General features: G+C 59.4%; 1 protein-coding gene. It reads left to right on the top strand.

The annotated features are described in order from the left end of the window. The coding region (locus RTW80_RS28110; RefSeq protein WP_312721400.1) for a solute carrier family 23 protein at positions 1-335 on the top strand (335 nt) is incomplete at both ends.

Raw genomic sequence — 335 nt, 5'->3', positions numbered from 1 at the left:
ACCGTGCTGGTGCCAATCCTGTTTCACATTAACCCGGCTACCGTGCTGCTGTTTAACGGCATCGGTACGCTACTTTACCTCTTCATCTGTAAAGGCAAAATCCCGGCCTATCTCGGGTCGAGCTTCGCGTTTATCTCCCCGGTTCTGCTGTTGCTGCCGCTGGGTTATGAGGTCGCGCTGGGCGGCTTTATCATGTGCGGCGTGCTGTTCTGCCTGGTCTCCTTCATCGTGAAGAAAGCCGGTACCGGCTGGCTGGACGTGATGTTCCCGCCTGCGGCAATGGGGGCCATCGTTGCCGTCATCGGCCTGGAGCTGGCGGGCGTGGCGGCGAACAT

This window comes from Escherichia sp. AM3, from assembly GCF_032029835.1.
In the GTDB taxonomy this organism is placed as follows: domain Bacteria; phylum Pseudomonadota; class Gammaproteobacteria; order Enterobacterales; family Enterobacteriaceae; genus Escherichia; species Escherichia coli.
This window is presented reverse-complemented; position numbering and strand designations above follow the sequence as displayed.